This is a genomic window from Rhodococcus sp. DT1, from assembly GCF_049844875.1.
Taxonomy (GTDB): domain Bacteria; phylum Actinomycetota; class Actinomycetes; order Mycobacteriales; family Mycobacteriaceae; genus Rhodococcus.
In genome coordinates this window covers 872,913-894,795 of record NZ_JBNCLW010000001.1, presented here as the reverse complement: position 1 = coordinate 894,795, position 21,883 = coordinate 872,913, and the positions used below count along the sequence as shown (strand labels likewise).

The 21,883-nt window shown below is 69.9% G+C and carries 20 protein-coding genes; 5 read left to right on the top strand and 15 right to left on the bottom strand.

Annotated features, from left to right (window positions below; translation table 11 throughout):
- Nucleotides 1-6 precede the first annotated feature (6 nt).
- The 6 genes from ACLQ3J_RS04100 to ACLQ3J_RS04075 form a co-directional block, all read right to left on the bottom strand.
- Nucleotides 7-1,173, bottom strand: coding sequence for a metallophosphoesterase (locus ACLQ3J_RS04100; protein ID WP_425902242.1), 1,167 nt, complete (start codon nt 1,171-1,173; stop codon nt 7-9).
- Between the two features lie 2 nt (nt 1,174-1,175).
- On the bottom strand, nt 1,176-2,915 hold the full coding sequence (locus tag ACLQ3J_RS04095; RefSeq protein WP_425902241.1) for a substrate-binding domain-containing protein: 1,740 nt from the start codon (nt 2,913-2,915) through the stop codon (nt 1,176-1,178).
- Nucleotides 2,916-3,103: 188 nt separating this feature from the next.
- Nucleotides 3,104-5,287 (bottom strand): malate synthase G, encoded by a 2,184-nt coding sequence (locus ACLQ3J_RS04090; protein ID WP_169622337.1) that lies wholly within the window; start codon nt 5,285-5,287, stop codon nt 3,104-3,106.
- A 73-nt stretch (nt 5,288-5,360) separates the two neighbouring features.
- Nucleotides 5,361-6,293: a 3-methyladenine DNA glycosylase gene (locus ACLQ3J_RS04085; RefSeq protein ID WP_169622336.1), complete on the bottom strand. Its 933-nt coding sequence runs from the start codon at nt 6,291-6,293 to the stop codon at nt 5,361-5,363.
- Nucleotides 6,290-7,378 (bottom strand): hemolysin family protein, encoded by a 1,089-nt coding sequence (locus ACLQ3J_RS04080; protein WP_169653165.1) that lies wholly within the window; start codon nt 7,376-7,378, stop codon nt 6,290-6,292. Before ACLQ3J_RS04080 ends, ACLQ3J_RS04085 begins: the two co-directional genes overlap by 4 nt.
- A complete protein-coding gene (locus ACLQ3J_RS04075; protein WP_422425232.1) occupies nt 7,375-8,787 on the bottom strand; it encodes a hemolysin family protein in 1,413 nt (470 codons plus the stop codon). The genes ACLQ3J_RS04080 and ACLQ3J_RS04075 overlap by 4 nt, the downstream gene beginning before the upstream one ends.
- A 351-nt stretch (nt 8,788-9,138) precedes the next feature.
- Between ACLQ3J_RS04075 and ACLQ3J_RS04070 the strand changes: the two genes are divergently transcribed.
- Nucleotides 9,139-9,765 carry a class I SAM-dependent methyltransferase gene (locus ACLQ3J_RS04070; RefSeq protein WP_169653163.1) on the top strand — a complete coding sequence of 209 codons (627 nt, stop codon included), beginning with the start codon at nt 9,139-9,141 and terminating at the stop codon, nt 9,763-9,765.
- Here the strand turns inward: ACLQ3J_RS04070 and ACLQ3J_RS04065 are convergent.
- From ACLQ3J_RS04065 to ACLQ3J_RS04035, 7 genes are all read right to left on the bottom strand, one after another.
- Nucleotides 9,719-10,633, bottom strand: coding sequence for a DMT family transporter (locus ACLQ3J_RS04065; RefSeq protein WP_422425233.1), 915 nt, complete (start codon nt 10,631-10,633; stop codon nt 9,719-9,721). The two genes, ACLQ3J_RS04070 and ACLQ3J_RS04065, sit on opposite strands and share 47 nt — an antisense overlap.
- 7 nt (nt 10,634-10,640) lie before the next feature.
- Nucleotides 10,641-12,092, bottom strand: coding sequence for an NADP-dependent phosphogluconate dehydrogenase (gene gndA / locus ACLQ3J_RS04060; protein WP_169622331.1), 1,452 nt, complete (start codon nt 12,090-12,092; stop codon nt 10,641-10,643).
- Nucleotides 12,093-12,139: 47 nt separating this feature from the next.
- Nucleotides 12,140-13,090 carry a M48 family metalloprotease gene (locus tag ACLQ3J_RS04055; RefSeq protein WP_422425234.1) on the bottom strand — a complete coding sequence of 317 codons (951 nt, stop codon included), beginning with the start codon at nt 13,088-13,090 and terminating at the stop codon, nt 12,140-12,142.
- Between the two features lie 13 nt (nt 13,091-13,103).
- Nucleotides 13,104-13,523 carry a BlaI/MecI/CopY family transcriptional regulator gene (locus tag ACLQ3J_RS04050; RefSeq protein WP_169622329.1) on the bottom strand — a complete coding sequence of 140 codons (420 nt, stop codon included), beginning with the start codon at nt 13,521-13,523 and terminating at the stop codon, nt 13,104-13,106.
- A gap of 70 nt (nt 13,524-13,593) precedes the next feature.
- Nucleotides 13,594-14,499: an ABC transporter ATP-binding protein gene (locus ACLQ3J_RS04045; protein ID WP_425902239.1), complete on the bottom strand. Its 906-nt coding sequence runs from the start codon at nt 14,497-14,499 to the stop codon at nt 13,594-13,596.
- The gene (locus ACLQ3J_RS04040; RefSeq protein WP_425902289.1) at nt 14,496-15,491 is read right to left on the bottom strand and encodes a FecCD family ABC transporter permease; all 996 of its coding nucleotides are present in this window, start codon (nt 15,489-15,491) and stop codon (nt 14,496-14,498) included. Before ACLQ3J_RS04040 ends, ACLQ3J_RS04045 begins: the two co-directional genes overlap by 4 nt.
- A gap of 146 nt (nt 15,492-15,637) precedes the next feature.
- The gene (locus tag ACLQ3J_RS04035) at nt 15,638-17,056 is read right to left on the bottom strand and encodes an iron chelate uptake ABC transporter family permease subunit (protein WP_425902238.1); all 1,419 of its coding nucleotides are present in this window, start codon (nt 17,054-17,056) and stop codon (nt 15,638-15,640) included.
- A 186-nt stretch (nt 17,057-17,242) separates the two neighbouring features.
- Between ACLQ3J_RS04035 and ACLQ3J_RS04030 the strand changes: the two genes are divergently transcribed.
- Together ACLQ3J_RS04030 and ACLQ3J_RS04025 are read left to right on the top strand one after the other, a co-directional pair.
- Nucleotides 17,243-17,950, top strand: a complete 708-nt coding sequence (locus tag ACLQ3J_RS04030; protein WP_425902237.1) for a hypothetical protein — start codon at nt 17,243-17,245, stop codon at nt 17,948-17,950.
- Nucleotides 17,951-18,234: 284 nt separating this feature from the next.
- Nucleotides 18,235-18,687 (top strand): PaaI family thioesterase, encoded by a 453-nt coding sequence (locus tag ACLQ3J_RS04025; RefSeq protein WP_169622324.1) that lies wholly within the window; start codon nt 18,235-18,237, stop codon nt 18,685-18,687.
- A 34-nt stretch (nt 18,688-18,721) separates the two neighbouring features.
- Here the strand turns inward: ACLQ3J_RS04025 and ACLQ3J_RS04020 are convergent, their stop codons facing one another.
- Nucleotides 18,722-19,693 carry a helix-turn-helix transcriptional regulator gene (locus ACLQ3J_RS04020; protein WP_425902236.1) on the bottom strand — a complete coding sequence of 324 codons (972 nt, stop codon included), beginning with the start codon at nt 19,691-19,693 and terminating at the stop codon, nt 18,722-18,724.
- A 132-nt stretch (nt 19,694-19,825) separates the two neighbouring features.
- Between ACLQ3J_RS04020 and ACLQ3J_RS04015 the strand changes: the two genes are divergently transcribed.
- Complete coding sequence (locus ACLQ3J_RS04015) at nt 19,826-20,221, top strand: RidA family protein (protein ID WP_425902288.1); 396 nt, start codon at nt 19,826-19,828, stop codon at nt 20,219-20,221.
- Between the two features lie 70 nt (nt 20,222-20,291).
- Complete coding sequence (locus ACLQ3J_RS04010) at nt 20,292-20,777, top strand: DUF488 family protein (protein ID WP_169622322.1); 486 nt, start codon at nt 20,292-20,294, stop codon at nt 20,775-20,777.
- A 14-nt stretch (nt 20,778-20,791) separates the two neighbouring features.
- Here the strand turns inward: ACLQ3J_RS04010 and ACLQ3J_RS04005 are convergent, their stop codons facing one another.
- Complete coding sequence (locus ACLQ3J_RS04005; protein WP_296549278.1) at nt 20,792-21,769, bottom strand: NAD-dependent epimerase/dehydratase family protein; 978 nt, start codon at nt 21,767-21,769, stop codon at nt 20,792-20,794.
- Between the last annotated feature and the right edge of the window lie 114 nt (nt 21,770-21,883).

The window sequence follows — 21,883 nt, the reverse complement described above, 5'->3', positions numbered from 1 at the left end:
CTGATTTCAGGAGGCGCCGGCGGTGAGTTCGACGATCGTGATCTCGGGGGGAGCGCCGACCCGAACGGGCGGGCCCCAGGCGCCGGTGCCCTGCGACGTGTAGATCAAGGTGTCGCCGAACCGGTCGAGCCCGGTCACCGTGGGATTGGCGAGCGAGACCAACGGACGGAGCGGCCACATCTGTCCGCCGTGCGTGTGTCCCGACAATTGCAGGTCCACGCCGCGCTCACGCGCTTCGAGGACATGCTTGGGCTGGTGCGCGGCGAGCACCACGACCGTGCCGGGTTCGATGCCGTCGAGCGCGGCCGACATGTCAGCGGTGTGGGGTTCCGGAGCCGTGTAGTCGTGAACTCCGGCGAGCGCGATCGTGTCGCCGCCCCGCGTGAGAACAACGTGCTCGTTCCGCAATGTCTGTACCCCGAGGGTTTCCCAGTGGTCGAGCCACGAAATGCCGTCGTCGGCGTAGTACTCGTGATTGCCACTGACACCGAAGACGCCGAGAGGTGCACGCAGGTCGCGAAGCGGCTCGAGGTCCTCTCCGGCGAGGGCCACGGTGCCGTCGACCAGGTCGCCGCCGAGGACCACCAGGTCGGGTTGCTGCGCGTTCACCAGGTCGACGACGCGGCGCACGAAGTCGGCACCGCGAGCGGGTCCGACATGCAGGTCGGTCACGAGCGCGACGCGGGTCCCCTCGAATCCGGCGGGGAGCCGGCGCAGGGGTACGCGGACGTCGACCACGCGTGGACGCGCGGCCTCGACGACGCCGTAGGTGACGGCACCGACCGATGCGACGACGAGTGTCGCGGTTGCGATGCGGATGGCTCGGCGCCGGGACGGGTCGGCAGGTTCGCCGGTGCGGGGCCTCGAGCGGTCACGAACGCGCCGGACGAGCCGTGCCCCGAGAGCGAAGAGGCCGATGAGCAGGACCCCGAGCCCGAGGTACAGCACGACGGCGAGCCAGGTCCACCCGAGGAACCCGATGGGTCGTGCCCACGACGGGTCGAGCGTGGTACCCACCGAGCCGGCGGCGATGGCGAAGACCGCGAGCACTACGAGGGCGAGGTCGGCGCCGAGGGCGGCGCGACCGGTCACACCGGGCGCGCGGACGAGCCGGCGATGCAACCAATACGTGATGAGGGCGAAGAAGCTCGCCATGACAAGCAATCTGAGCACGGTCAGGACGCCAGCTTCCGGATGATGTCGGCGAGGGCGGCACCCTCGGTGGAGAGGACGGTCTCGAGCGTTCCGCCGGTGCGGTCGGCGACCGCTCGCAACGCGGAGAGGTCGTCGGCGGACTCGCCCAGGACGACGAGGTTCACACGGACGGGTTTGTCGGGGGAGGCAAGCTCGTCGACCGTGGCGAGGAGACCGGCCACGTCGGTGTCGCTGCTGTCGATCACCGCGAGAACGACGTTCGGGCGGGTCGGGTCGTACTTGTCCACCGCGTCGCGGTACGCGGCGGACAGCGCGGCACTCACGGGTTCGTCGTCGGTGAGGGTGACGGCGTCCAGTGCGCTGCCGAGCGCCGTTCTCTTCGCCGCGGTCAGGCCGTCCCGTTCCACCGCGATCCGGTATCCGGGTGCGGCGTCGGAGAACACGTACATGCCGATCACGGACGTGTCGGGGGAATGGCGGACGAGGAGATCGAAGGCGTCGCCGGTGTGCGCGAGGCGAGTGCCGTCGCCGTCCACGGTCGACATCGACTGCGACGTGTCGACGACGAAGGTGACCTTGCTGGGCGGCACCGGCTCGATACGGGTGCGGAGCAGTGCCTCGGTGACGACACGGGGGGCGGGAACGAGTGTCGAGTCCACGCGGGGAAGGCGGATGGTGTCGATGGGCGCGGGCACTTCGTCGCCGACCCGGAATCCGTTCTCGATCAACAGGTGCGTCTGCTCGGGCTTGCGCATGTAATCGACGAACTCTGCCGCGGCGCGCGAGAGGGTCTCGTCGACCCACGGGGCGTCCACAACGGCAGCCGGGAAATCCGCCACCGGGGTGGCACCGACGGGCAGGTAGCCGGACAAGCCGCGTACCGCGTCGCCGTCGAGCGAGGTGTACAACTGCTGCTCGACGACCGGCACCGCGTGGACCGGGGCCGAGACGTCGGCCCGGGTGCCCAGGGCCGCGAGTGCGTCGGTCGTCGTGGGCCCGGCGGTCGGCCCGAGCGCATTGGCGCCGAGCGCCAGTTCGGTGACGGCGGTGACAGCGGCCGGGGACTCGGCCTGTTCGACGGTGAGCGGGCCGGTGCCGGCGCCGGTGACCGCCGCGGCGACTCCTTCGAGGGCGAGCGCGGTGGCGTCGGTGCGTTCGCCGGTGGGCAGCGCGAGTGCGAGATGTCCCCACGCGTCGAGGCCCACGGCGCGCATCGCAGCCGGGTCGCGCTGGAGCTTCGGGAGATCGTCCCATCCGACCGCTGAGCTGGTCAGCGCGCGGCCGAGATCGTCGGGAACGGCGAGCACGACCGGGGAGGTGGCGAGGGAGCGGGCTTGCCCGTCGACGGCGGTGGTGGCGCGTTCGGCGGCGCGGGAATCGAGGGGCACCCACAGGGCGGGCTCGGGCCCGAGGGCGGTGTTCCACGGCGTGTCGGAGCCGAGGCTCGCGGCGACGGGAGCCGATTCGGCGGCGAACACCTGCGCGGTGACGCAGTGGTCGCGGATGACGGGAGCGACGTCGGTGCTCCACCGGTCGGCGAGTGTGGTCAGTGTCGGAGCGATCAGAGGGTCGGCGGCGATCCGGAGTACGGCGTCGCCTTCGACACATGTTGCGGCGGCGTCCGCGCCCTGCCTGTCGATTCGTTCGCGTAGCTGGAACCAGCCGAAGACGGCGACCACGAGCAGGAGGAGTGCCACGACCACCACGATCACGCTTGTGCTGATGCCTCGCGCACCGTCGCCGCGATGTCTCCCGCTCACGTGTGGGTTCGCCTCGTTTCGTCGTGAATCCGGTCGAATCCGACCGGCTACAGCAGTCTAGTGATGCCGCCGAAGGCGCTGTACGCGGTGCAGCCCGTAGTGCGGACGGGTATTACAGGGCAGGGCCCCGGTCCTTCTCGGATCGGGGCCCTGCTGCGCGAGGCGGGTGTGCCGGTGCCGGCGTTCTGTCAGGCGAACGTGGCCTTGTACTCGCGGCGGCGGCGGTGCAGGATCGGCTCGGTGTAGCCGCTGGGCTGCGTGGTGCCTTCGAGGATGAGTTCCTTGGCTGCCTGGAACGCGATGTTGCCGGCGAAGTCCGGGCCCATCGGCCGGTAGGTGGCGTCGCCCTCGTTCTGACGGTCGACGACGGGTGCCATGCGTTCGAGGGATTCGATGACGTCGGCTTCGGTGACGACACCGTGGCGGATCCAGTTGGCGAGCAGCTGGCTGGAGATGCGCAGGGTGGCGCGGTCTTCCATCAGTGCCACGTCGTGGATGTCGGGGACCTTGGAGCACCCGACACCGTGGTCGATCCACCGCACCACGTAGCCGAGGATCGACTGGCAGTTGTTGTCGAGTTCCTCACGCTTCTCGGCGTCCGACCAGTTCGGGTTCTCGGCGAGCGGGATGGTGAGGATGTCGTCGAGCGTGGCCCGGGTCTTGCCCTTGAGCTCGTCCTGCACCGCGAAGACGTCGACCTCGTGGTAGTGGGTGGCGTGCAGCGTCGCCCCGGTGGGGGACGGCACCCAGGCGGTGTTGGCGCCGGCCTTGGGCTGGCCGATCTTCTGCACGAGCATGTCGTGCATGAGGTCGGTCATGGCCCACATGCCCTTGCCGATCTGTGCCTTGCCCTGCAGGCCGGCGGCGAGACCGGTGTCGACGTTCCAGTCCTCGTAGGCGGCGATCCACTTCTGCTGCTTCATCGCGGCCTTGCGCACGACCGGGCCCGCCTCCATGGAGGTGTGGATCTCGTCCCCGGTGCGGTCGAGGAAGCCGGTGTTGATGAAGGCGACGCGCTCGGATGCGGCTTCGATGCAGGCGGCGAGGTTGACCGTGGTGCGGCGTTCCTCGTCCATGATGCCGACCTTGAGCGTGTTGGCGGGCAGGCCGAGGATCTCCTCGACGCGGCCGAACAGTTCGGTCGTGAACGCGGATTCTTCGGGGCCGTGCTGCTTGGGCTTGACGATGTAGATCGAGCCGGTGCGGCTGTTGAGCAGCGGCCCGTGCTCGTCGTCGCCGTAGAGGCCGTGGCTGGCGCACAGGCTGGTGACGAGAGCGTCGAGGATGCCTTCGGGCACCTCGTTGCCGTCGCGGTCGAGGATCGCGGGGTTGGTCATGAGGTGACCGACGTTGCGGACGAACAGCAGCGAACGTCCGTGCAGTTCGAGGTCGCTGCCATCGAGCGCGGTGTAGACGCGGTTCGGTGCCAGGGTGCGGGTAAGGGTTTTGCCGCCCTTGGAGAACGATTCGGACAGGTCGCCGCGGTTGAGGCCGAGCCAGTTGCGGTAGCCGATGACCTTGTCCTCGGCGTCCACGGCGGCGACGGAGTCTTCGAAGTCCATGATCGTGGTGACCGCGGATTCGAGGACGACGTCCTTGACGCCGGCGGCGTCGGTGCTGCCGATGGGGGATTCGGCGTCGATCTGGATCTCGATGTGCAGGCCGTTGTTGCGCAGCAGCACGGAGGTGGGGGCGGCCTTGTCGCCGAGGTAGCCGACGAGCTTCTCGGGCTGGGCCAGACCGGTGACGGTGCCGTCCGCCAGGGTGACCCGGAGTTCGGTGCCGTCGATGGCGTAGTTGGTGGAGTCGACGTGAGATCCCTCAGCGAGCGGGACGGCCTTGTCGAGGAAGTCGCGGGCCCAGGCGATCACCTTGTCGCCGCGCACCTTGTTGTATCCGGTGCCCTTCTCGGCGCCGTCGTCCTCGGGGATGGCGTCGGTGCCGTACAGCGCGTCGTACAGCGAACCCCAACGGGCGTTGGACGCGTTGAGCGCGAAGCGGGCGTTGAGGACGGGGACGACGAGCTGCGGTCCGGCCGTGGTCGCGATCTCGCTGTCGATATTCGCCGTGGTGATCTCGAAGGGCTCGGGGGCGGGGACGAGGTACCCGATCTCCTCGAGGAACGCCTTGTACGCGACGGGGTCGTGGGGCTGCCCGGCGCGGTCGCGGTGCCAGGTGTCGATGCGGCTCTGCAGATCGTCGCGCTTGGCGAGCAGCTCTCGGTTTTTGGGGGCCAGCTCGTGGATGATCTTGTCTGCACCGTCCCAGAACGCGGCTGCGTCTACCCCCGTGCCGGGGATCGCTTCGTCGTTGACGAAGTCGTAGAGCACCTTTGCGATGTGGAGTCCACCGATTTGCACGCGTTCTGTCATTAGCCTCACTCTTTCCGGTTGCGGTGCGCCCGGGGCAGCGCCACGGGTGCTTGCACGAAAAACTCCAGTTATGTTACCCGCCGGTAGCAGTAGGGGTGTCGGGTCGACACGCGCGCAGGGCGGAGCAGCGATTGAGCAGTTCCTCACGGAGGGCCGCGGCGCGAGTGGTGAGCGCCGACTGCTCGCGGACGTACTGTGCGCGTCCGGCGGCAGTCTCGATGGCGACGGGCGAGTAGCCGTAGCCGCTCAGATCATACGGGCTGGCCCGCATGTCCAATTCGCGAGCCGCCGACGCCAGCCGGAAACAGTCGAGCACCAGATCGGAGTCGACCAGCGGGGAGAGCTTGAAGCACCACTTGTAGAGGTCCATCCCCGCGTGCAGGCACCCGGGTTGTTCCCGGTCCGTCCGGCTGTCCTGGGTGAGTGCCGAGGCGTTGCGCGACGCGGCCTCCGGGGTGAAGAAACGGAACGCGTCGTAATGGGTGCATCGAAGCTGCATTGATTTCACCACGTCGTCCGTGCCCTGGTGGCCGAGCCGCAGCGGCACCGACGAGTGCCGGACGTCCTCGGTTCCGGTGCGGTACACCATCGCCCATTCGTGCAGACCGAAGCACCCGAGCTGGGCCGGACGGGACGCGGTGGCCGCGAGCAGACCGGCGACGAAGTCCACCGTGCCGGAGCGGTGTGCAAGGACCGCCTCGCTCACCCGGACCGCGGGCACGCCGTCCACCTCGAGCCGCTCGTAGCCGGGATGATCCCGGTAGTCGCGGGTCGCGGCACCGAGCAGGATCGTCCCGTAACCGGGATGCCAGAACCGCAACTTGCCGGGCCGGTAGTTGTAGTAGGTGAACAGGAAGTCGTGCACCGGGTGCGTCTCGTCGGCCGCGCGCCGCCGCAGATGGTCGGCCAGCAGGGCGTCCACCGCGGCGTGGTGACGGTCGCGGCGACCGGTCCAGTCCGCCTCCGCGAGCACGGTCGGGGCGGCACCGGGGGTGGGATCGGTCATGGGGCGCGGCGCTCCGGGGGTTCTGCGACGCGGTGGGTGGCGTCGCGGACGGTACCGACGAACTCCTCGACGAGATCTTCGAGCGCCACGATCCCGATCACGGTGCCGGCGGCATCGACGACGCCGCCGAGATGCGAACTGGTGCGGCGCAGCACCGACAGCGCCTCGTCGAGCGCGACACCCGGGCGGATCGACGGCAGCGGCCGGATGGTGTCGGCGGCGATGACGGCGTCGGGACCGGCGTTCGGATCTCCGACGAGGTCGAGGACATCCTTGATGTGCACGTAACCGTTGATCGTGCCGGTCGGTGCCTGGGCGGGGTAGCGGGAGAACCCGGTCGCGATGACCGCCTGCTCGATCGCACCGAGCGTGGTGGTGCCGCTCGCCGTGACCGGCACGGTCCGCACGGCCGCGAGGGGGATCATGACGTCGGCGACGGTGCGGTTGCTGGTGCTCAGCGCCCGGGTGAGGCGGCGGTGCTGTTCTTCGTCGAGCAGACCCTCGGAACGGGACTCACCGATCATCTCCGACAGTTCGAGGGCGGTGACGGTGACCTCGAGTTCGTCCTTGGGTTCGACACGCATCAGCCGCAGCACCCCGTTGGCGCACACGTTGTAGAACGCGATGAGCAACCGGGCCGGTCGCATGAACATCAGATGGGCGGGGACGAGCAGCATCGCGGTGCGTTCCGGACCGGCAATGGCGATGTTCTTGGGGACCATCTCGCCGAGCAGAATGTGCAGCACGACCACCAGGCTCAGGGCCAGGGTGAAGGCGATGGGATGCAGCCACGCCTCGGAGATCCCGACGAGGTGCAAGGGCCGTTCGATCAGGTGCGCGAGCGCGGGTTCGCCGACCCGGCCGAGCAGGATCGAGCAGATGGTGATGCCGAGTTGGGACCCGGCGAGCATCAGCGAGAGGTGCTCGCCGGCGTCGACGACGGTCTGGGCGCGTTTCCGGCCCTGGGCGACGAGCGTTTCGAGGCGGTCCCGCCGGGCGCTGATGAGTGAGAACTCCGCGCCGACGAAGAACGCGTTGCCGGCGAGCAGTACGACGGTGAGGGCGACGGCGATCCAGTCGTTCATCGGGCGTCACCGTCCGGTGTCTCCGAGGAGCCCGTGTCACCGAGGTGCCCGGATTCGGGGTCACCGGATTCGGGGTCGTCGTCCGGTTCGCCGGGGACGAGGAGAACCCGGTCGATCCGGTGACCGTCCATCTCGAGGATCTGCGCGTACCAGGGCCGGTGTTCCTCCCCGGGGCGGGCCGGCAGGACGATCTCGTCCCCGACGTCCGGGATGCGGCCCAGTTCGGTGAGGAACAGGCCCGCCAGAGTTTCGTAGTCTCCCTCGGGGGCCTGGTAGCCGGTCAGCTGGGCGAGTTCGTCGGTGCGGAGCAGACCCGCGCACGACCAGCCGATGCCCTGCGGGTGCGCGTCGAGTTCCGGTTCGTCGTGCTCGTCGCGGACATCGCCGACGATTTCTTCGATGAGATCCTCCATGGTGACCAGGCCGGCGGTGCCGCCGTATTCGTCGACGACCAGCGCGACCTGCATGCCGTCGGCGCGGACCCGTTCCATCACGGCGTCCCCGTCGAGACTGGAGGGCACGTTCGGAACCCGGCGGGCCAGGGTGTGGACCGGCGTGGTGGCCCGTGCGGCGGCCGGGACGGTGAACGCGTGTTTGACGTGGACGACACCGAGGGTGTCGTCGAGGTCGCCGTCGACCACCGGGAACCGGGAGTAGCCGGTGCGGTCGGAGCGGTCGATCAGGTCGAGGACGGTGTCGTTGCGGTCCAGCGACTCGATGGTCACGCGCGGAGTCATCAGATCGGCGGCGGTGCGCTCACCGAACTGCAGGGACCGGTCGACGAGTTGGGCGGTGCTCTCGTCCAGGACGCCGCTGACGGCGGACGCGCGGACCAACGAGCCCAGTTCCTGCGGCGACCGCGCCGAGCGCAGTTCGTCGGCGGGTTCGATGCCCAGGCGCCGGACGATGTAGTTGGCGCTGCCGTTGAGCCCGTTGATGGCCCACTTGAACACGAGGGAGAACCCGGCTTGCAGGCCTGCGGTGGCGCGGGCGGTCGCCAGGGGCCGCGCGATGGCGAGGTTCTTGGGGACGAGTTCGCCGAAGATCATCGAGAACGAGGTCGCCAGGATCAGCGCGACGATCAGCGACACGGTGCCGGACGCGGACTCGCTCAGCCCGACCGCGGTGAGCAGCGGGTTGAGGAAGCGCGCGAGGACAGGTTCGGCGAGGTAGCCGGTGATGAGGGTGGTGATGGTGATGCCGAGCTGTGCCCCGGAGAGCTGGAACGACAGGGTGCGGTGTGCGTGCTGCACCTGCCGGGCGCGCAGGTCGCCGTCTCGCGCTTCGGCGTCGACGGTGCTGCGTTCGAGGGCGGTGAGGGAGAATTCGGCCGCGACGAAGAGCGCGGTTCCGGCGGTCAAGGCGACGAAGCCGACCAGGCTGAGGACGGACAGGATCACGGAAGTCACATCCGCTCCCGTGGGCGCTGAGTATCGCCGGGGTGGTCACCCGGCTCGGTAGGGGAGCCCTCCGGACCGGCGGAGTCGGGCTCCGCAGTGGCTTCGGGTACTGACCTGCGGGAAGAGGGTGCCGCGGGCACCTGGTTCCTTTCGTCTGGTCCGGGACGGGGAGAGGAAGCGGCCGCCCGGACATCGTGTGAAAGTCCTCATTCTACTGAGAGGGATGCGGTGTTGTCGCCGCGGCGCCGAAGCGCACCCGGTCGGCGGTGGGTGCGACGGTTCGCCGGCCGTCGGCCTACGGTGTGGGCGGGACCGCGGAACGGATCCGTGCTCGCGCCCTCGGACGAAGGAGTATCGACCATGACTGCAGGAACCCCTGGCGGACGTATCCCGAGCCGGTGGGAGGAGATCACGGCGGCAGATCCGTCGCATTCGACCTGGTACGTGGAGCGGTTCCGGGAGTTGGCGGCACAGGGCCAGGACACCGCCGGTGAGGCCAGGCTGGTCGACGCCATGGTCGAGCGCGGGGCGCGGGTACTCGACGCGGGCTGCGGGCCGGGCCGGCTGGGCGGATATCTGCATCGCGCCGGACACCAGGTCGTCGGCGTGGACGTCGATCCGGTGCTCATCGCCGCGGCGGAGGAGGACCATCCCGGTCCGCGCTGGCTGGTCGGGGATCTCGCGGAACTGGATCTGCCGGCGCGGGGGGTGACGGGCGCGTTCGACGTGATCGTCTGTGCGGGCAACGTGATGACGTTCGTGGCGCCGCCGACACGGGATGCGGTCCTGGCGGGATTCGTCCGGCACCTCGCCGACCGCGGGCGTGTCGTGGTGGGATTCGGTGCCGGTCGGGACTACGAGTTCGCGGAATTCTTCGCCGATGCGGAACGGGCCGGACTGACGGTCGACCTGCGACTGTCGACGTGGGATCTGCGTCCCTTCACCGAGGATTCGGACTTTCTGGTGGCGGTGTTGTCGCGGGCGTAGCGACCTCGGGGGTGGGAGCCTCCGCCCGGGACAGCGCGATGGTGGTGACGAACATGACGAGCACCGCCGCGGCGACGAGGACCACGCCGGCGCCGCCGACCTGCAGGTGTTCACCGAGCACGACGACACCGAGGAACATCGCACCGAGCGGTTCGCCGACGGTGAGGGCGGGGAGAGACGCGGACAGCGGCCCCACCTGAAATGCTCGTTGTTGCAGGTAGTAGCCGCCGACACCGGCGACGACGAGCATCCAGACCTGCCAGGAGGTCAGTACCGCGACAGGCCCGTCCTCGAACAGGTCGGTGACGTGTTTGGTGAGGGCGGCCACGACCCCGTACAGCAGACCGCCGGCGGTACCGAGCAGGGTCGCGCGGACGCCGGGGGTCAGTCGCGTGGTGTGGGCCGGGGCGGCGCCGAGCGCCGCGGCGGCCGCCGTGACGGCGAGGACTGCGCCGAGGGGCAGCGCCCAGCGGGTGGCGGCCGCGTCGGTGGTCCCGGCGGCGGGGTTGCCGACGATCAGGAAGATCGCCAGCGCCGCGCAGAGCGCTGCGGCGAGCAGCCAGGTGCTGCGGGTGAGGCGGTAGCCGCCGAAATAGGCGGCGAGGGGCAGCGCGAACAGCAGCGAGCTCACCATCAGCGGCTGCACGACGAGCACCGAGCCGAGGGCGAGCGCCGCGATCTGGAATCCGTAGCCGGCGGTGTCGCCGACCGCGCCGGCCCACCAGCGAGGGTTGCGCAGCAGTGAGCTGACCAGGTTGCCGGTTTCGGGGACGGCGGCGGCGGATCGTTGCTGCGCGACCCCGGCGATCGCGGTCAGCACCGCGGCGGCGAGTGCGCACGCCACGGATGCTGCCGCGAGGCCGTTCACGGCGAGGTCAGGCGCTGACTTCGCTGTGGTCGCCGCTCCACAGGGTATGGAACTTGCCCGGCTTGTCGATCCGCTCGTAGGTGTGCGCTCCGAAGTAGTCGCGCTGACCCTGGGTCAGGGCGGCGGGGAGCCGTTCGGCGCGCAGCCCGTCGTAGTACGACAGCGACGACGCGAACGCGGGAATCGGGATGCCCAGCGTGGTGGCGGTGACCACCACCCGGCGCCAACTGTCGATGCCCGCTTCGATGGCGTCACGGAAGTAGGGGGCGAGGATCAGGCTGGGCAGGTCGGGGTCCGCGTCGTACGCCTCTTTGATGCGGTTGAGGAACTGCGCCCGGATGATGCAGCCGCCGCGCCAGATGGTGGCGAGGGCGGCGCGGTCGACGTTCCAGCCGTACTCGGCGCTGCCCGCCGCGATCTGGTCGAACCCCTGGGCGTAGGCGACGATCTTCGACGCGTACAGGGCGGCGCGGATGTCCTCGGTGAACTGGGCGGCGTCGGTGGGGGCGGCGCCGAGCGTGCCGCCGGTGAGTCCACGGGCGGCGGCGCGCTGGTCGCGGGAGCCGGACAGGGCGCGCGCGAAGACCGCTTCGGCGATGCCGGTGACGGGCACACCGAGGTCGAGGGCGGATTTGACGGTCCAGCGGCCGGTGCCCTTCTGTTCGGCGGCGTCGACGATCACGTCGACGAGGGGCTTGCCGGTCGCGGCGTCGGTCTGGCGGAGCACCTCCGCGGTGATCTCGATGAGGTACGACTCGAGGGTGCCGGTGTTCCACTCGGAGAACACGTCGGCGATCGCTGCGGCGTCGTGGCCGAGCGCGTCGCGCAACAGCTGGTAGGCCTCGCCGATGAGCTGCATGTCGGCGTATTCGATGCCGTTGTGCACCATCTTCACGAAGTGGCCGGCGCCGTCGGGGCCGATGTGGGTGCAGCACGGGATGCCGTCGACGTGGGCGGCGACGGTCTCGAGGAGCGGGCCGACGGCGCTGTAGGACTCGGCGGGCCCGCCGGGCATGATCGAGGGGCCGTTGAGTGCGCCTTCTTCGCCGCCGGAGATACCGGCGCCGATGAAGTGCAGGCCACGCTCGCGCAGCGCTGCTTCGCGGCGGATGGTGTCGGTGTAGAGGGCGTTACCACCGTCGATGATGATGTCGCCCGGCTCCATCGCCCCGGCCAGTTCTTCGATCACCGCGTCGGTGGCGTCGCCGGCCTTGACCATGATGAGGACGCGGCGGGGTTTCTCGAGTGCGGCGACGAATTCTTCGATGGTTTCGGTGCGCACGAACGTGCCGTCGGAGCCGTGCTCGGCGAGCAGCGCGTCGGTCTTGCCGATGCTGCGGTTGTGCAGGGCGACGGTGTATCCGTGGCGGGCGAAGTTACGGGCGATGTTCGACCCCATGACGGCCAGGCCGGTCACGCCGATCTGGGCTTGGGGTGTCGCGGTGTGTTCGACGGTCATGGGTACAGCTTCCCCCGAAACGGGGTGGGATCGAAATCGGCGCGGGGTCAGTGCGCGAGCAGGCGGCTCAGCTCGGTGAGCCACGGTACGGCGACGGCGACGGTGGGCACCACGAGGATCGCGGCGGCGGCGATGTAGGCGCCGGCCGAGATACGCAGGTCGGGTCCCGGATCGGCGAGGCGCCGCACCCGGAGCACGGTGCTCGGCCCCCCGGCGGCCAGGGCGCCTTTCGGGGTGGAGGTGCCGGCGCACGCGACCAGTGCCCGGGCGAGGGGGGTCGGCCCGGTCACGCGGACCGCGGAGTCGTCGGCGAGCATCTCCACGAGCGTCTGCACCGAGCCGAGAGCGGAACGGGACCGCACCCAGCGGGGGAACGCTTCGTACACGGCGGTGAACGCCTCGAGGACGAGGTCGTGGCGGGCCCGCAGGTGCGAGTGCTCGTGGCAGAGGATCGCGCGGAGTTCGGCGTCGCTGAGGTTGTCGAGCGTGCCGGCGCTGAGCACCACGCGGTGGCGCAGGCCGGGAAGGCAGTATGCGATGGGGTCGGCGGAGTCGAGGATCCGGACGTGCGGGTGGCGTCGGACGACCTCGCGGGTGTCGCGGTTGTCGAGAAGGTCGACGAGCATCCGGTGCCGGGACCGGCGACGGCGGGTACGGACCGCGACGCGCAGCATGGAGTAGATCAGGCGCGCACCGATGAGCAGGGTCAGGGCGAGCACCACGACGTAGGTGAGCCAGAGCGGCAGACCGAGCGCTTCGATTTCGCGGAGCGGCTCGGTGGTGGGCCGGCCGTCGGCCCCGGGGACGAGGAGCCGGCTGGCGATGGCGAGCCCGCTGCTGAACGCGGACAGGACCGCGGCCAGCGCGATCGCCTGCCAGAGCACGAGCGCCGCACGCGGGTTGCGGTGCGGCCAGGTGGCGCGGGCGAGGAGCCCGGGCACCGGTCCCGCGAGAAGCAGCGCGAGTATCCCGAAGAACAGCGCTGTGGGGGCGTTCATGGCATCGAGTGTGTCAGCTCGCGCGCCCGGAGCCGTGTTCGCCCAGCGTGGCGGTGGTGCCCGACTGCTGTGCTTCGAGTTCGGCGAGTGCGGCGCGCAGTGCTTCGGCTTCGTCGGCGCCGACGCGGCCGACGAAGTGGACGAGGGCGGCGGCGCGGCCGGCGGTTTCGTCGGCTTGATCGAGGGCGTCCACCATGAGGTTGGCGACGAGTTCGTCGCGGCCGTGGACGGGCATGTAGCGGTGGGCGCGGTCGTCGCGCTGCTGGACCACCAGGTTTTTCTTCGCGAGCCGTTGCAGCACCGTCATGACGGTGGTGTACGCCAGGTTGCGGCGGGTGGACAGGGCTTCGTGGACCTGCCGGACCGTCTGGGGTTCGGTGGAGGACCACAGGTGGTCCATCACTGCTCGCTCGAGTTCGCCTAGTGCTGCCATGGTCCGATTCTACGGATTTCTCCGACGTTTGTGCGTACTACCCCGGGTCGTAGCCTCGGCGGGGTCGTGATCAGGGAGTTTCGGCAATTCCGGGCGTGTGCGCCGGGGCCACGGGACCCCCGACTGCGCCGTAGACGTGCCGGGTGCCGATCGGGATGATCAGCGGCCGGCCGGACACCGGATCCTCGATCACCGACGCGTCGAGGTCGAACACCTCGGCGAGCAGTTCGGCGGAGATCACCTCCGAGGGCGGACCGGAGCGCACGATGCGGCCGTCCTTCATCACCACGAGGTGGTCGCTGTAGCGGACGGCGAGGTTGAGGTCGTGCAGGACCATCACGACGGTGCGGCCGAGTTCGCTGTGCAACCGGTCGACGAGGTCGAGCACTTCCACCGAGTGCGCGAGGTCGAGGTAGGTGGTGGGCTCGTCGAGCAGCAGGATGTCGGTGCCTTGCGCGAGTGCCATGGAGATCCAGGCGCGTTGGCGCTGACCGCCGGACAATTCGTCGACCGGCCGGTCCGCGAGGTCGGCGATGCCGGTGCGGTCGAGCGCGGCGGCGACTTCGCCCTCGTCGTCGGACGACCATTGGCGCAGCCACGACTGGTGGGGGTGCCGGCCGCGGGCGACGAGGTCGGCGACGGTCAGTCCTTCGGGGGCGAGGGGCGCTTGCGGCAGCATCCCGAGCACGCGGGCGACGTCGCGGGTGCGCATCGTGGTGATGTTGCGGCCGTCGAGCAGGATCTGCCCGGTGCGGGGTTTGAGCAGTCGGCTCAGCGACCGCAGCAGGGTCGATTTGCCGCAGCCGTTGGGTCCGATGATGGTGGTGATGACGCCGGTGGGGATCTCCAGGTCGAGGTCGTCGATGATCAGCCGATCCCCGTAGCCGAGCCCGATGTGTTCGGCGACCAGACGGGTCGCCGGGGTTGCCTCGGGGTGTTCGGTGTCCGAGGCGGCGGGGGTGTGGGTGTCGGTCACGCGGAGACCTTCCGGTTGGAGCGCACGAGCAAGTACAGCAGGAACGGGCCGCCGAGCGCGGAGGTGACGAGACCGACGGGCAGTGGTACGGGCAGGATCGTACGGGCGATGAGGTCGGCGCCGACGACGAGCAGCGCCCCGGCCAGTGCGGACGCGATGATCGGCGGCCCCGCGGACTTGACCAGACGGACTGCGATCTGGGGGGCGGCGAGCGCGACGAACCCGACGGGTCCGGCCGCGGCGGTGGCGACCGCGGCAAGGGTGCAGGCGGTGATCAGCAGCAGGGCCTGCTGCGTTTGCAGCGGCACCCCGAGGGAGCGCGCCGTGTCGTCGCCGAGGCGCAGCGCACCGACGGTGAACGACGAGACGGTGGCCCACGCGCCGAGGACGAGCAGAACCAGGGCGGCCGGGGCCACCTGGTTCCAGGAGACGCCGTTGAGTGATCCGGTGAGCCACACCTGGGCGCGGGAGACGTCGTTGATGTCGGCGGAGACCAGCATCCAGTTGGTGAGGGCGAGCAGCATCGCGTTGATGCCGATGCCGATGAGGACGAGCCTGAACCCTTCGACGCCGTTGCGCCAGGCGAGCAGGTAGATGACCGCGGCGGTGAGCAGGGCACCGGCGAGGGCCGCCAGCGGCAACCCGAGGGTGGCGAGGATGCCGACGACGGATCCGCCGCCGGTGAGGACGATCAGGGCGACCGCGGCGGCGCTCGCACCGGCGGTGATGCCGAGGATGTCGGGGCTGGCGAGGGCGTTGCGGGACAGCGACTGCGTGATCGCGCCGGCCACGGCGAGGGCGGCGCCGACGACGATCGCGCCGACCGCCCGGGGCAGTCGCAGGTCGAAGACGACGAATCGCTCGAGGCGGGAGCCGCCGCCGAAGAGCACCTCGATGACCTGGGGAACCGACATCGGGTAGTCGCCACGTCCGAGCGACACACAGGTGAGCAGGAAGGTGGCGACAGCGATCAGGGCGCACACCAGCACCATGCGGCCGCGCCAGACCACCGAGAACGGTCCGATGCGGAACGCGTGCCGGCCGGGAACGGCGGTGGAGATCTGGATCGGCGAGCGGCGCCGCGCGCCGTCGACGGGGGCCGTGAGGGGCGTGGGGGTCTCGGTGCCGGGGGTGGTGGTCACAGTGCCACCAGCTTCCGGCGTCGCACCAGGGCGATGAAGAACGGGGCGCCGATGAGTGCGAGCACGATCCCGACCTGCAGTTCGCCGGGGCGCACCACGATGCGGCCGATCACGTCGGCGAGTACGAGCAGGACGCCTCCGAGCAGCCCGGCGTAGGGCAGCAGCCATCGGTAGTCGGGCCCGGTGATCGCGCGGGCGATGTGCGGGACGATCAGGCCGACGAAGGCGATCGGTCCGCAGGCTGCGGTGGCTGCGCCGGTCAGGACGGTGATGGCGGCGATGCCGACCACGCGGGTGAGGACGACGTTGGTGCCGAGGGAGCGGGCGACGTCGTCACCGAGGCTGAGCACGTTGAGCGACGGTGTGCCCGCGATGGCGACGACGAGTCCGGCGACGAGGAACGGGAGGACCTGCCAGAGCACGTCCATGCCCCGGCCGGCGACGGAGCCGACCACCCAGAATCGGTAGCCGTCGAGGCTGGTCTGGTCGAGCAGGACGATGGTCTGGATCATCGCCTGCAGGAAGAAGGCGACGGCTGCGCCGGCCAGGGCGAGGCTCAGTGGGCTCGAGCGGCCGTTGCCGACGGAGGCGAAGCCGAACACGACGATGCTCGAGAGCATGGCGCCGGCGAACGCGAACCACAGGTATTGGGCGGGGGTGGTGACGCCGAACAGGTAGATCGCGAGCACCACCATGAACGCGGCACCGGCGTTGATGCCGAGCAGGCCGGCGTCGGCGAGGGGGTTGCGGGTGTGCCCTTGGATGAGCGCTCCGGCGACGCCGAGTGCGATGCCGACGATCAGGGCGAGCAGGGTGCGGGGGATGCGGAGCGAGTGCACGATCAGGTCGGTTTCGGCGCCGTCGTTGACGGCGAGCGCGTGGTAGACCTCGGCGAAGGACATGGGCCGCGCGCCGACGGCGATGCTGGCGAGCACGACGAGCACGAGGAGAACTGCCAGGACGGCGAGGCCGAGGAGTCGGCGGCGGCGCATCGCGGGGAGGCTGGTGTCGGCCGGTCGGGGCGTGAAGCCGTCGTGGACGGCGGCCTTGACGGTGACGGTGTCGGTGCCGCGCCGCAGGAGTGCGGCCCGGGCGCCGACCGGCGCGCTGGTGAGGGTGTCGCGGGTGACCAGGCCCAGCCACTGTTTGCCGAGGCTCTGTCCGGTGCGGCCTTCGCGGAGTCCGCGATTCCACCACAGCGCCGCTGCGGCGATGAGGACGGCTGCGGTGCCGAACACGATGCGGTCGGCCTGCCCGCCGCCGTGTGCGTCGCCGAGGGTGTCGACCACCAGGGCGCCGATGGCGAGGGGGAGGGCGACGAGTGCGAGGTCGAGGAGTTCGGCGGCGACGCGACGCCCCGTGGTGGGCGGGGTGGACGCCGGTGGGGCGGCGTCGCGGTGGGGGGTGGTGGTCACGTGCGCGGGGTGCTCCTCGGGAGGGATCGCGAGTGGGACTGCGGATCTAGGAGTTAGGTTACGGAATCCTATGTGGCGGCGGGAGGGGGTGCCCGGGGGAACGGGAACGGGAGGGTTGCGCGCTCCCGCCCGGACTGCAATGGTTAGGCTTACCTAATTAACGGGACCCGTCGATCAGGAGGTCGGATGACGACTCTGCTGCTGCCGTCACCCGCGGCCGCTCTCACCCCCGTCCGCGCGTTCGACGACACGCGCCGGCGACTGGAATCACTCACCGCGGGAGCGCCGCGCGTGTACGCGGTCGCGTGCGTGGACGAGGAACCGCGGCGACGCTGGTGGTACCTCGGGGGAATGGAACGCACGCACCGCATCGAGTTGCTCTACGCCCGGGCGCGCGAAGACGTCGAGGATCCCCGCATCGCCGCGGAACAGGTCGCCGCAGCGCTCATCCATGCGGTGACCGGACGCGTGCTCGCCCCGTATGTCTTGGACGGCCGCGTGTGGGATCCGGGACTGGACAATCTCTGGCTGCATCAGGACAGCGACGGCTGCATCGACTGGGCGGGTGTCGCCGACGACACGCTGCGGGTTCTGCCGGACGATCCTGCCGCCGACTCCGGCGACGTGGTGGTGCTGCCGTGCGAGGAGGCGATGGCCGTGTGGACGGCGCATCGCGCCGTCACTGCCCTGACGGCGGTGCACGGCGCCGTCTGCCGGTCCGCGCCCCTCGACGGTCCGCGATTCTGGGCCATGGTGGGCCGGTCCGTGGTGACCGGTGCGGCGCAACTGCCGATTCTCGGCGGCGGATCCCGGCGGGTCGCCGCGCGCCGGGGGCAGATTCTCCTCGACGCGTTCGTCGCAGCAGGGTTTCCGGTTCGAGGTCTTGTGAAATAAGGGCAGCCTTCCCTATAGTGGGGATGTTCGCGCAACAACGGACCGCGCCGGAGTCCTGAGGGCTGCAGTGATTCCCGGGTCCATACCGACGGCGGGTCCCACGAGCACTCGTGGGGCCCGCCGTCGTGCGTATCCCGTGGCCCCGGTCCAGGGATGGGTACGGCGAACGCGCCGCGCAACCGAAACACGCGACGTGACCGAAAACCGCGATGCCCTACCATCGTTCGGTGGCCACCGGCGCCCGGATCCACCGGACGCGGCCCCGCACGCAACGGAGAGACCGCATGACCGACCAGCCCCGGCTCGACCCCACCTCGCTGCACGACCCGGCCGCCGCCACAGCGCTCAACGCCAACGGGTTCGGCACCGCCCTCGGCCTCGAATTCCTCGAGATCGGCCCCGACCGGGTGGGGGCGCGCTGGACGGTGACCCCGAACCAGCACCAGCCGTTCGGAATCGTGCACGGTGGCGTGTACTGCGCGGTGATCGAGACACTCGCGAGCGTGGGTGGCTCCGCGTGGTTCGCCGACCGCGGCACCGTCGTCGGAGTCAACAACAACACCGACTTCCTCCGTGCCACCCGCGAGGGTGTTCTCACCGCGGTCGGCACGCCCGTGCATCGTGGTCGCACCCAGCAACTGTGGAAGGTGATCATCACCGACGAGCAGGATCGCCTCGTCGCCCAGGGTCAGGTGCGACTCGCGAACATCACCGACGCCGCGCATCTCGGCGGCTGACCGCCGCCGAACCCCACGCGACACCGGGATCGGGTCACACGGGCTCTCGGTAGCGATCCGCGACCCTCTGCGCCCGGCTGCGCAGGGAGGCGCGGAGCTCCGGCGGTGCGAGTGCCTCGGCCTGGGTGCCGAGTTGCCACAGCGCCCACTCCGCGTGCCGGAGATCTTGAAACGTGACGTCCAGGCGCAACCGGCCGTCGGCGTCGGGTTCCTCGGTGCGGACGGCTTCCGCCATGTCCAGCAGGTCGTCTCGTCGCACCGGGTCGACCCGCACATCGACGGCGATGTGGTCCTCGGACAGAAACCGGGCGCAGCGTTGCGCCCAGATGCGTGCCAGGTCGACCCGATCCGGACGCTCCGCCGCTTCGGGCATCTCGTGCGCGGCGAGGATCCGCGATATCCGCAGCGTCCTGTCGGAGCCGAACTCGGTGGCCAGCAGGTAGGCCTTGTCCCGCACCGTGACCAGACCGATCGGGTCCACCGTGCGCCACTGCGGTGCCCGGCCCGCGGAGGAGTAGTGAAGGCGCAGCTTCCGTCCGCCGAGGACCGCATTCCGGACCGCGACCAGGATCGGTCCCGCAACCTCGTCGCGGGCCGTGCGGCGGGAGAGCAGGTCGGTCTCGGGGTCGACGAGCAGTCGTCGGGCGGCATTGCTCGCGGCGATCCGGTGGCTTTCGGGGAGTGCATCGACGATTTTCCGCACCGCCGACGCACGAGCCGTGCCGAGTCCGAGAATCTGCCCGCCCGGACCGGAACCGGCAGCGAGCAGAGACAGAGCTTCGTCGTGGTTCAGCCCGGTCAGCTGGGTCCTGAACCCGGGGAGCAACGAGAAACCGCCGTGCCGGCCCCGTTCGGAGTACACGGGGACACCCGCCGTGGAGAGCGCCTCGATGTCGCGCAGGACGGTACGGACCGAAACCTCGAGTTCCTCGGCGAGGACGTCCGCCGTCAGCCGGCCGCGCTGACGCAGCAACAGCACCAGAGACACCACTCGGTCGGCCCGCACGCATCGGGACGTTACCGAATACCTGACACAAGGTGTCGTGATTCAGCGGAAGGCTCCATGACGCGACGCCGCATCGGCGGTGTCGCGGTCGGGGGATGCGCCCCGCAGGATCCGAATGGAGTCGAAGTGACGATCGAACGAACGGTCCTCAACCCGGTGACGTGGTCGGTGGAGATGGGGTTCAATCAGGGTGAGGTGGTCAGCGGGCACACCAGGACGCTGTACTGCTCCGGACAGACGGCAATGAATGCCGACGGCGCTCCTCAGCACGAGGGGGACATGGCGGCACAGGTCGCGTTGAGTCTGAACAATCTCGAGGGTGTGCTTGCCGACGCGGGCATGTCGCTCGCCGACCTCGTCCGGCTGAACGTGTACACCACCGACGTCGACCTGCTTTTCCAGCACTACGGCGTGCTCGCCTCACGGCTTGCGGCCGCTCGGGCAGCACCGACCACCACGATGCTCGGCGTGGTGCGACTGGCGATACCCGGCCAGATGATCGAGCTCGAAGGTACCGCTGTCGCCTGACGTGACGCCGTTCCGCTGCCCGCGCCGGGCACCCGGCGGCGCGGGCAGCAACCGAGAGGGGTGAGTGCCGGTGCCCGATCTGTGGACGATCGGCGTCTACGGCTTCGACGTGACGACGTTCCTGGAACGACTGCGTCGAGCGGAGGTGAGGATGCTGCTCGACGTGCGTCAGCGTCGAGGGGTTCGCGGACCCGACTACGCCTGGGCGAACTCGCAGCGACTACAGACCTCACTCGCCGCGAGCGGGATCGCATACCGCCACCACCTCGAACTGGCACCGACCACCGAGTTGCGCGAGCTTCAGTACGCCGAGGACGCCCGCCAGGGTGTCGGCAAACGCACCCGCCGCGAACTCGCCACCGGGTACGTCAGCCGCTACACCGCCGAGATCCTCGATCCGGCCGATCTCGAGGCGGTCGTGTCGGTGCTGCCGAGCACGGGACCAGCCGCATTGTTCTGCGTCGAAGGTGATCCCGAAGCCTGTCATCGTTCCTTGGTCGCGCGACGGCTCGTCGAGCAGCACGGCTTCACGATCGAGCACCTGCGGCCGTCGTGAGTGCCGTCGTCGGGTCAGGCGGAGCCGAGCGCATCCTCGTCCACCCGTGAGTCCTCGGCGGACCACGTGCTCGCCGGTGGATTGTCGAGGTGCCACCGCACCGATTCGGCTACCCGTTGCTGCGGGTCGCCGGGAGACCAGCCGAGAAGGTTCTCCGCCCGGCTGACGGAGACGAGCACATGCTGCGCGGGTGCTCCCATCAGCGCCAGTTCGCCGGGCAGTACCGACTCCGGTACCCGTACCGGCTCCAGCGCGGAGCCGGCGGCCGCGATGATCTGTTCCACCCATGCGATCACCGGCACCGTGGCAGGCTCGCCCAGATTCACCGCCATGCCGTCCGCGGCCCGCGTGTCCAGAGCGGCCAGTACGCCGGTGGCGACATCATCGACATGGACGCGGGTCCACAGCAGATTTCCGGCACCGACCGGGATGTGCTGCCGTCCGGCGCGGATCCGGCGCAGCACCGGGTCCTCCCGGCGCTGCGGATCGTGCGGTCCATAGACCATGGGAAGACGCAACACCACGGCGCCTCGAGGGAGCCACCGCTCCTCGACATCGAGCTTGTCGTAGGCGTCCGGGATCCCCGGCCTCCGGGCCCCGCGGTAGGGATAGCGCTCCCGGCGCACTTCGGAGTCCTCGGTCAGAGGCACCGCGGATTCGCAACGCCCCGAGGTGAGACCCGTGAACGCCTGGTACACGTCCACGCTGGACAGCACGACCGTCGGCACCTCCGGTATCGCCGGCAGGACGGCATCGACGTGGTCGGCGGTCAGCGCATAGGTGTCGACTACGGCGTCCGGATCGAACCGGCAAACATCGTCGGCGTGATCGCCCAGTGCGAGCCGATCGACCCGTAGGTGATCGACCGCCACCCAGGGGGACGGCTCGTGGTGTCCGCGGTGGACAACCAGCACCCGATCGCCGCGCTCGTGGAGTCTTTCCACGATGCGCCGGCCGATGAATGTCGTACCCCCGAGAACCAGAACCCTCATGTGCTGCCGTCCCTTCGACACTGCTGGTCACCACCGGGTGCGGGAAGCAATAGTGTCGAAGATAGCCGGATCGGCGTGACGCCAACCGTATTCGCATGTGACCGACGATCGGCG

Bases quoted from the DNA above. Each gene is read 5' to 3' on its own strand.
- ACLQ3J_RS04090 (WP_169622337.1), bottom strand. From the start codon at position 5,287: ATGACAGAACGCGTGCAAATCGGTGGACTCCACATCGCAAAGGTGCTC.
- ACLQ3J_RS04085 (WP_169622336.1), bottom strand. From the start codon at position 6,293: ATGACCGATCCCACCCCCGGTGCCGCCCCGACCGTGCTCGCGGAGGCG.
- ACLQ3J_RS04080 (WP_169653165.1), bottom strand. From the start codon at position 7,378: ATGAACGACTGGATCGCCGTCGCCCTCACCGTCGTACTGCTCGCCGGC.
- ACLQ3J_RS04070 (WP_169653163.1), top strand. From the start codon at position 9,139: ATGACTGCAGGAACCCCTGGCGGACGTATCCCGAGCCGGTGGGAGGAG.
- gndA (WP_169622331.1), bottom strand. From the start codon at position 12,092: ATGACCGTCGAACACACCGCGACACCCCAAGCCCAGATCGGCGTGACC.
- ACLQ3J_RS04055 (WP_422425234.1), bottom strand. From the start codon at position 13,090: ATGAACGCCCCCACAGCGCTGTTCTTCGGGATACTCGCGCTGCTTCTC.
- ACLQ3J_RS04050 (WP_169622329.1), bottom strand. From the start codon at position 13,523: ATGGCAGCACTAGGCGAACTCGAGCGAGCAGTGATGGACCACCTGTGG.
- ACLQ3J_RS04040 (WP_425902289.1), bottom strand. From the start codon at position 15,491: ATGGTGCTGGTGTGCGCCCTGATCGCTGTCGCCACCTTCCTGCTCACC.
- ACLQ3J_RS04030 (WP_425902237.1), top strand. From the start codon at position 17,243: ATGACGACTCTGCTGCTGCCGTCACCCGCGGCCGCTCTCACCCCCGTC.
- ACLQ3J_RS04025 (WP_169622324.1), top strand. From the start codon at position 18,235: ATGACCGACCAGCCCCGGCTCGACCCCACCTCGCTGCACGACCCGGCC.
- ACLQ3J_RS04005 (WP_296549278.1), bottom strand. From the start codon at position 21,769: ATGAGGGTTCTGGTTCTCGGGGGTACGACATTCATCGGCCGGCGCATC.